General features: G+C 62.1%; 8 protein-coding genes. All 8 read right to left on the bottom strand.

The genetic code is table 11. The features are described 5' to 3' along the window. Positions 1-749: DUF4172 domain-containing protein (locus JWR14_RS37230; RefSeq protein ID WP_299719586.1), on the bottom strand; the 749-nt coding region annotated here is incomplete at its 3' end. 216 nt (positions 750-965) lie between these two features. Continuing rightward, positions 966-2243, bottom strand: coding sequence for a flagellar hook-associated protein FlgL (gene flgL, locus JWR14_RS37235; protein ID WP_299719589.1), 1278 nt, complete (start codon positions 2241-2243; stop codon positions 966-968). Positions 2244-2253: 10 nt separating this feature from the next. Next, complete coding sequence (flgK, locus tag JWR14_RS37240) at positions 2254-4206, bottom strand: flagellar hook-associated protein FlgK (protein WP_299719591.1); 1953 nt, start codon at positions 4204-4206, stop codon at positions 2254-2256. Positions 4207-4531: 325 nt separating this feature from the next. Beyond that, a complete protein-coding gene (locus JWR14_RS37245) occupies positions 4532-5287 on the bottom strand; it encodes a flagellar brake protein (RefSeq protein ID WP_299719593.1) in 756 nt (251 codons plus the stop codon). 425 nt (positions 5288-5712) lie between these two features. Then, positions 5713-6705, bottom strand: a complete 993-nt coding sequence (gene flgJ, locus JWR14_RS37250; protein ID WP_299719600.1) for a flagellar assembly peptidoglycan hydrolase FlgJ — start codon at positions 6703-6705, stop codon at positions 5713-5715. 57 nt (positions 6706-6762) lie between these two features. Further along, positions 6763-7893, bottom strand: a complete 1131-nt coding sequence (locus JWR14_RS37255) for a flagellar basal body P-ring protein FlgI (RefSeq protein ID WP_299719594.1) — start codon at positions 7891-7893, stop codon at positions 6763-6765. Positions 7894-7895: 2 nt separating this feature from the next. Beyond that, positions 7896-8588 carry a flagellar basal body L-ring protein FlgH gene (locus JWR14_RS37260; RefSeq protein ID WP_299719596.1) on the bottom strand — a complete coding sequence of 231 codons (693 nt, stop codon included), beginning with the start codon at positions 8586-8588 and terminating at the stop codon, positions 7896-7898. A gap of 55 nt (positions 8589-8643) precedes the next feature. Beyond that, the coding region (locus JWR14_RS37265) for a flagellar hook-basal body complex protein (RefSeq protein WP_299719598.1) at positions 8644-8981 on the bottom strand (338 nt) is incomplete at its 5' end.

Genomic DNA, 8981 nt, shown 5'->3' on the forward strand with positions numbered 1-8981 from the left:
CGCTCCGACTGGATCTGCGCCGACAAACTGTAGAAGCGCTGCGGACTGCCGTCGGCGCGGGCGAGCAGCAAGTCGCCGATGGCCCGGGCGATACGGCCGTTGCCATCGTCGAAAGGATGCAGCGTGAAGAACCACAGATGCGCCAGCCCGGCCTTGATCACCGAAGCCACGTCAACGTCGTGATTGAGCCAGTCGAGAAAACGTGTTGTCTCGGCGTTGAGGTGATCGGCCGGCGGCGCATCGACATGAACTCGTTGACGGACGACGGGACCGGAGACAACCTGCATGGGGCCGTTTTCGTCGTTGCGCCACGCGCCAATCTGGATCCGCGACAACCCGCTGAAGCCGGTTGGAAACAAGGCCGCGTGCCACGCAAACAAGCGTTCCCGCGTGAGCGGAGCGTCACAGCGAGCGGTAGCGTCGAGGACCATTTCAACCACGCCTTCCACGTGCCGGTCGACCGGTGCAAGTGCGCCAATATCCACCCCAAGCCGACGCGCGATAGATGATCGAACCGAATCCGCATTCAGCCTTTCACCTTCGATCTCGCTCGTCTTGAGCACGTCTTCGGTGAGCGCGGCCAGACTTGCCTGATTGCGCAGCGACAAGCCCACATCCGCAAGCCGGCCGAGCAGCAAACCCTGGGCGCGACTGACCGCGGCCAGCGGCGCCGCGATCACCGACAGATCGTAGCGCCAGGCCGGCCAGTCAGGATCTTCCCAGATAAAAGTCCATTCTCCGCGTTTCATGCGGTGATTATGGGGCGTATTCCCCGCAAAGGGTAATTTATTCTCCGCATATAATGCGGAGAATAACGCGCTATTCACCGCACGCGTTCAACAGAAGGGGCCGAGCGCATCGGCATGACCCGATAAAAGCCAATAAAAAGGGCCGCCCTTCAAACCGGCGGCCCAAAACACATCCTACAACCCACATCAATTTCTTCCCTGCACGCCCCCCGGCGCTTAGCTGCTACCCAAATAGTTGAACAACGACATTTTCTGGATCTGCGCAAACGCCTGCTGTGCCGCCTGCAGAGAGTTCTGCGTCATCTCGTACTGGCTGATCGCACTGGGCAGGTTGACGCTGATCAGGTCCGCCAGATTGTTGGCGGTTTGCGTCGACGTTGTCTGCATGGCGGTCTGCGTCGTCGTGACTTCCTGTTCGCGGCCACCCACCGCCGTCTGTGTCGTCAGTATGTTGTTGTACGTGTTGCCGATTTTCGTGCCTGCCGTCGTCAGCGCGTTCTGCAACGTCGCTTGGCCCGCTGCCGAATCGGCTGGCTGTTTCAGCGCGCTCACCAACGAATCGAGCGACGTGAAGATGTCGGTATCGCTGGTGTGGCCGGTGTTCGCCGGCGCCACGGTGAAGGTATCGCCCGATGCCGGCGTGCCGGAAATAGCGACGGTCTGCGAACCCAGCGTGATGTTATCGCCGGCCGTATAAGGCGTCGGCGGGGTGACCGTGGTGGACGTGCCCGTTGCCGGGTCCAGCGCCGAGACCGAGTACGAACTGACTGTCGTGGTCGTGGGCGGCGTGCCGGTGGTCGTGGTCCCGAACGTAATGGTGTAGGTCGACGAGTTGGCGGGATCGCTGCTGTTGCTCACGCTGACCGCACTGATCGTCCCCGAACCCGTGTTGGCCGCCGATCCCGCCGAAACCGGCGAACTTTCGTTCGACGAAACGCTTTGGAAGATTGCCGAACCCGGATCGGCTACGTTGATCGTGCGGGTGTCCGAAATCTGCACCTGCCGCTGCCCGGGGCCGCCTGCGTACGTCGCGCCAATACCCGAGGCGTTGTCGGTGAAGGGCTGCGAGCCGCCCTGGAAACCGGCAAAGATGTAGTTGCCGTTGGCGTCGGTGGTATTGGCAAGCGTCATCAGCGTGCTGCGATACCCCTGGAGCTGGGTCGCAAGCGCGCTGCGGTCGGTGTCGTTGAGCGTGCCGTTGCCGGCATTCACGACGAGCGCCTGGATGCTCTGCATCACGTTCGTCACGCTGGTGAGCGTGGAGTCTTCCTGCTGCAGCGAGGTCAGCGCCGACGACTGGTTGGTCGAGTATTGCGCGAGGGTGGCCGCCTGCGCGGTCAGCGCCACGGCTTGCGCGGCGCCGAGCGGATTGTCCGCCGCGGTCTGCAAGGCCTTGCCCGATGAGATCTGCGCGTACATGTTGGCGAGCGATGCCTGCTGATTGTCCATCGTCTGGACATTCATCGTGAAGTACTGGGAGCTGGAGATGCGCATCGTGAAAGCCTCAGTTGAAAATGCCGAGCAGCGTCGAGAACAGCGTGGAAGCGGTCTGGATGACCTTGCTGTTGGCCTGGTACAACTGCTGGTACTGAATCAGGTTGGCGGCCTCTTCATTCAGGTTCACGCCCGATACCGATTGCTGCGCCGTCGTCGCTTGCGTCAGCACCGCGGTCGCCGACGTACTGGAACTCTGCAGATTGTTGGTCTCGTTGCCGATCTGGTTGACGTAGTTCGCATACGCGCTCGTCAACGAGTCAGTGCCGCCGTTCAGCGACTTCGCCTTGCCGAGATTCGCCAGCGCGAGCGCGTTGCTGCCGTCGCTGCTGCCGCCCTTGTTCGCCGCGATCGTGAAGCTGTCGCCGTTTGCGGGCGTGCCGCTGATCGTCGCGCTGACGCCCGTTCCATTCGATATGGTCAGGCCCTGGGCCGGATCGTAGGCGAACGCCGTGCCTGCAGGCACGACCGTGCCGCCCGGCAGCGTGACGGGTTGATTCGAGGTCAATTGCTTGGCGGTCGCGTTGTACGTCAGCGTCATGCCGGTGGACGCGATCGAATAACCCGCGGTGACCGTCGCAGCCGAGATGTTCGCGGTGCCTGCGTTGCTCGCTCCCGCCGATGCCACCGCCGGTGACGCCGCCGCAATCGCGGTCGGGTTCGTGGTGACCATCGAGAACGCGGAGAGTGCGCCGCTCGTCGGCTGGATGGTGAACGAATCGCCGGACTGCATGCCAGTCGGCACCGCGATATTCAGGCCAGCAATCGTGCCGCTGGCCGCGCCGGTTACCGGATCGGCCGTGAGGGTGCCGAGCGACGCGCCGCTCTCGCTGTCGGTGAGCGTGTAGGTCGAGCCGTTGCGGGACAGCGTGTAGTTGCTGCTGGGCGGCTGGGTCGGATCCGCAATCGATACGCTTAGCTGAGCCGTGCCCGTATTGCGCGAATTCGCATAAATGGTCGGGCTGCCAGTCGAGAACAACGCGGTGCCGGGATTGCCGTTCAGGTCCACGCCCAGCGCGTTTTGCTGATTCAGCTGCGCAGCGAAACTGGTGGCGAGCGAACCAAGCTGCGCCTGCGCGGGATCGAGCGACTGGCTGCGGAATGCAAGCAATCCGCCTACCGTACCGCCGCCAAACGTGGAGTCGGGCAGATATTGCGTTTGCGCGGGCGTCTGCGGCGAGCCGTCCGGCGATGCATACGCGATCGACAACTCGCTCGGGTCCGACGTCGATGTCACTGCCTGCAGTTTATACGCCGTGGTACCCGACACCAGCGGCTGGCCCGTGCCGATCGACACGTTGTACGCGCCGTTGACAGTGGTGACCTGCACGTTCGTCAACTGGCTCAGGCTCGATACCGCCTGGTCCCGTGCATCGAGCAACTGGTTCGGCGGCTGCCCCTGCGCGCTCGCGGCGGCAATCTGGCCGTTCAGCGTGGCGATCTGGCTGGTGTAGCTGTTGATCTGCGTGACCGCGCTGGTGAGCGACTGGTTGACGCCGGAGCGGAGCTGGTTGTAATTCGCGGCCGCGGCGTTCATCTGGTTGACGAGCGTTTGCCCGCTGCTCATCAGCGACTGCCGCGTCGATGTTGTAGCGGGGCTGTTCGCCACCGACTGCAAGCTCGTGAAATAGCCCGTCATGCCGGCGCCAATACCCGTGGTCGGATCGCCCACGAGGTTGTTCAGCTGCGCCAACATCGAGTAATAAGTGTTCAGCGAACTGCTGTTGGACTGCGCGTTATTGAGCTGCGTGGTCAGGAACGAACTGTACGAACGCGCGACAGTCGCGGTCTGGACGCCCGAGCCCAGGTAACCCGACGTCGTGTATTGCCCCGACGCCTCCTGGTACACCGGCGTCTCCTGGGTGTAGCCCGGGGTCGCGGCGTTGCTGATGTTCTGTCCGGTGGTCGTCAAACCCCATTGGGCTGCATTAAGACCACTGACGCCGATATCGAATAGGGACATGCAAGGAATCCTGGTAAAGGCCCAAAACCCTGGGCCGCCGCTGTCTGACGGCAACTGGTGTATATCGGCCGATTGCAGAAAAAGTTGAATCCCGGCGCGCTAAATCGGGCACGCGTGATTTGAGCGCCGTGCAGTTGCCGCTCCGATGAAATCCGCACGCGCACTGCGCCATGACGGATTATTCACCGGGGCAGACCGGGGCAATTGGTAAAGCAGCGGGGAGATTGGGCGCCAGTTCGGCGAATGGAAGAGGCGTGAATGGAAGAGGCGTTACGGGGAAAGAAGTTGAGCGCGGCGAGCAAAGGGGCTCGCCGCCGCATCAAAGTTAGCGCGCCAGTGACCGGCGTTTCATCTCGAGTTGCGTAATCAAGCGTTGCAGCGTGTTTTCGGCTGACCCCGGCAGGCTCATGAACTTGAAGCCCAGCGTATAGCGCAGATCGCCCCGCGAATTCACTGTCTGCCGGTTCGACATCAGTTGCAGGTCGAGCACGACCTTGCCTGGGTTGCTGAAGTGGAGTTCCACGGAAGGCAGGATCAAGCCGACTTCCATCGACGCAACCCGCTCGTCCATGGTCCGAAGTGCTACGCCACCCAGCGAGAGGTCGTTCACTTCAAAGCGAAAACGCTCGCCATTCGGCAGTTCGCCGCTGCAGATGTACGGATCCAGCACAGGCGCTTCCACGCGGAAATACTCGCGCCGCTGCATGTAGAACAGCACCGGCGGAAAATCCGCTTCAAACGCCGGGCGCCCTTCGAAATCGATTTCACGCGGCGTGCCGGTGGCGAATTCGACGCGGATGCCGTCGGGACTCGCGTGGAACATCAGGTTTTCCGAGCGCAGCATGGCCTGGTTCTGCTCGGGAATGCCACCCCAATCGAAGATAAAGGTATGCGCTGCCATATTCACGTCGAGCAGGCGGGTAACGATCTGCCCGGTGCCGTGATCGACGGTCAGAAAGTCGGCTCGATTAACGAGGTTGCGCAGAGAGACGCCGATTTCCAGCGGATTACGCCGGCCGAAATCGTGATTGTCGGACTCGTCGTCTGCGATGCCGGAACCGTTTGGCGGATTCATGTTCATGGAGCTTGCCGTGTTCGTTTGCTCGCTCGCGTCCCGTTCCCCGGGACTGTTTGAGCGTCCAACCGGACCCTGTGGATCCGGCACTTCGATATTTCATTTAGCGGCAACCGGGATGGAATATTTAGGGTTGGCTGTAAAAAAACTTTCCCAATCTCGTATCCGGCGGCCGAAAACGGTCGCAAAGCGCGCAAATCGAAACGAACCAGCACGTTCTCTCCATTTCGATGCGTCGCGGCCGGCTGCCTTCCGGACGCACCATGCGCCCGTTCCTCGCCGTCAGCCTGCATCGTGTTTTTATTGCGACATTGGCCCCGTCGCTTTTGATACCTTACTCGTAATATGTTTGGTCTAGCTAACTAGATGCAGCAAAAGGTGCGCCAGTCCGCACACGCGTCGCGCTCTGTTCACACTCGCGCCGCACTCAATCAAGCAATGTGCCGCATGATCGAAATCAACTTTTTAGCGTATTGCGGGTCGGTTGCGTAGCCCGCTTTCTGCATTCCGTGCGCGAAACCGGCGGCATCTCGCGAGGCTTCCACAACCGGCGCGTAGCGCGGATTGCTCTTGAGCACGCTGGCGTAGTCGGTGAGGGCGTCTTCGTACGAGTCGTAGGAGCGGAATTTCTCGACCACTTTCTGCGGTTTGCCGTTCACGTATTCCGTGGTCACCGCGCTCGTGGTCTTGCCGCTCCAGTCGCTGGTCGCCTTGATGCCGAACACGTTGTGGCTCGAGCTGCCGTCGGTATTCTTGATCTCGCGTTTGCCCCAGCCAGACTCAAGCGCCGCCTGGCCGATGATAAACCGCGCCGGAATCCCGGTCGCCGAACTCGCAGCCTGCGCCGGCGCTGCAAGCCGGTCGACGAACGCCGCCACCTTGTCCGTGCCCACGCCGCGCGCGGGCGGCGTCAGCGCGCTGTCGGCGCTATAACCATTTCCGCCAAGCGATGCCTTCGAGGCCGCCGTCGATGACCCCGCCGCGTTCGCATACGCCTTGGCCATCGCGTTCATGGCGGCCATGTTGCCAGCATTCGCGCTGCTGTCGCCGCTCGCGCCCGCGCCGTCCGCCTGCCCGCCTGCGCCTGCACTGGCCCCAGCCCCGGCGTTGCGCATCAGTTGCTTGAGCATCATGTCGGCTACGCCAATGCCCTTCGCGCCCATGTTCTGCGAAAGCTGCTGGTCGAGCATCGACGTGAAGGTTTTGCTGTCGTTCGAATCGAAAGGGCTGTCGGACGGCGTGGCGTCCCGCATGCTCTTCAACATCATCTGCGTGAAAACGGAGTCGAATTGCTTGGCAGCCGCCTTTAAGCCCTGCTGCGGGTTGGCGTTGGCCTGGGCGCGCATGGCGTCGAAGCCCTGCACGTCGAGCGCAAAACGGTTCGACAACGAACCCAGGCCGCTGCTCGTGTCGGTTGTGTTCATTGATGCGAGCGCGTTGCTTGTCGTACCGGTCCCGTTCGCGTTCATGACCTGTCGCCTTTAAATAATTTCAAGATCGGCGCGCAACGCACCCGCCGCTTTCATCGATTGCAAAATCGAGATCAAATCCGCCGGCGTCGCCCCGAGGGCATTCAACGCCTTGACCACGTCCGCGAGCGTCGCGCTTGCCGCTACCTGCTTGAGCGCGCCCGTGTCCTGCTTCAACTGGATATTCGACTGCCTCGCCGCCACGGTTTGTCCGTTGGAGAATGCGCCCGGCTGGCTCACGGCGGTCGTTGTGTTGATCACCACCGACAAATTGCCATGCGCGACCGCGCAGTTCTGCAGCGTGACCATCTGGTTCATCACGATAGAACCCGTGCGCGCATTCACGATGACCTTTGCCGCGGCCTGCGCCGGCCTGACATCGATGTTCTCAAGCTGCGCCATGAACGACACCACTTGCGACGGATCGGTCGGCGCGCGCAACTGGATCGTGCGGCCGTCGAGCGCGATCGCCGTGCCCATGCCGAAATCGTTGTTCACTGCCGCCACGATCTTTTGCGTGGTGTCGAAGTCGAGCGTGTTCAGTTCCATCGTCATCACCCCGCCGGCTTGCGTCACCGCAGCGGGCACGGCGCGTTCGACCAGCGCACCGCCCGGAATGCGGCCGACCGCAAGCTGATTGACCTGGACCTTGCTGCCGTTCGCGCTGGCGCCTGCGCCACCGACCGCGAGATTGCCCTGCGCCATTGCGTAGACCTGGCCGTCGGCGCCTTTGAGCGGCGCCATCAATAACGTACCGCCGCGCAGGCTCTTCGCATTGCCAAGCGATGACACCGTCACGTCGATCGCTTCGCCCGGCCGCGAGAACGGCGGCAATACCGCCGTCACCATCACGGCGGCGACGTTCTTCAACTGCATGTTCTGCGTAGTCGCGGCATTCAGCGTAATGCCGAGATTGCCGAGCATGTTGACCAAACTCTGCGTGGTGAATGGCGTCTGGGTGGTCTGGTCACCGGTGCCGTCGAGCCCGACCACGAGGCCATAGCCGATCAACGGGTTATCACGCACGCCCTGGAACGAAACCAGGTCCTTGAGGCGCTCCGCCTGCGCGGCCTGCGGAAGTGCAGCGGCGAGTGCGGCAACAAACGCCAGTGCAATGAAAACGAAGCGAGGAAAGAGTGTCATGGTCAGAAGGGCGCCACGTTGAGGAAGAAGCGCTGGAGCCAGCCCATCTGCTGCGATTCATCGATATAACCCTTCGCCGAATATTCGATCTTCGCGTCCGCCACCTGGGTCGAAAACACCGTGTTGGTGCCGGAGATGGTCGTCGGATTGACGACGCCGGAGAAACGCACGAATTCGTTGCCCTGGTTAATGAGCATCTGCTTCTCGCCGCTCACTTCCAGGTTGCCGTTGGGCAGGACGCCGGTGACGGTGACCGTCAGCGTGCCGTTAAAGGTATTGGCCGCGCTCGCGCCGCCTGCGCCGTTAAAGCCGTTCGAGCCGCTGGCGCTCAGGTTGGTGTTATGGAACAGCCCGCCAAAGAGACCCGGCGTGACCGGCACGGCGAACGCCTCGCTGGCGTTACGCGCCGCATTAGCTGCCGACGATTTCGTCGCATTCACGTTTTCTGCAATCACGATGGTGATGATGTCGCCGGTATTGCGCGGACGCTGGTCTTCGAACAGCGGCCGTCCCGCGTAGCCCGCGTTGTAGATCGCGCCGGGCGATGCCGAATTGAGCGGCGGCGCCGGCGGGCGCGCCGTCATCGGCTGCTGCGTGATCGGTTCCTTGGGCACGAGCGCGCAGGCCGCCAGGGCGACCAGCGCCAGCACCGATGCGCTGCGGATGCGTGAAAAGCGTGAAAATTGTGATGACATCTTCGTGGTCCTTCGGCAATGACGCTGCTGATGCAATTGATGCGGTTGGTGCAACTTAAACCTGCATCTGGCTCAGCGTCTGCAGCATCTGGTCCGACGTGGTCACGGCCTTGCTGTTGATTTCATAGGCGCGCTGGGTCTGGATCATGTTGACCAGTTCCTGGACCACGTTCACGTTCGATGCTTCCACATACCCCTGCTGCAACTGTCCCGCACCGTTCAAACCTGGCGTCACGACGTTCGCATTGCCGGACGAAGCCGTTTCCGCGAACAGGTTTTCGCCGCGCGCGTCGAGGCCGGCCGGATTGACGAAGGTCGCGAGCTGCAACTGGCCGACTGTCGTGTTGGCCGCATTGCCCTGCTGCGTCACCGTGACCGTGCCGTCCGAGCCAA

Origin of the sequence: Caballeronia sp. (genome assembly GCF_028292365.1) — a bacterium.
Taxonomy (GTDB): domain Bacteria; phylum Pseudomonadota; class Gammaproteobacteria; order Burkholderiales; family Burkholderiaceae; genus Caballeronia.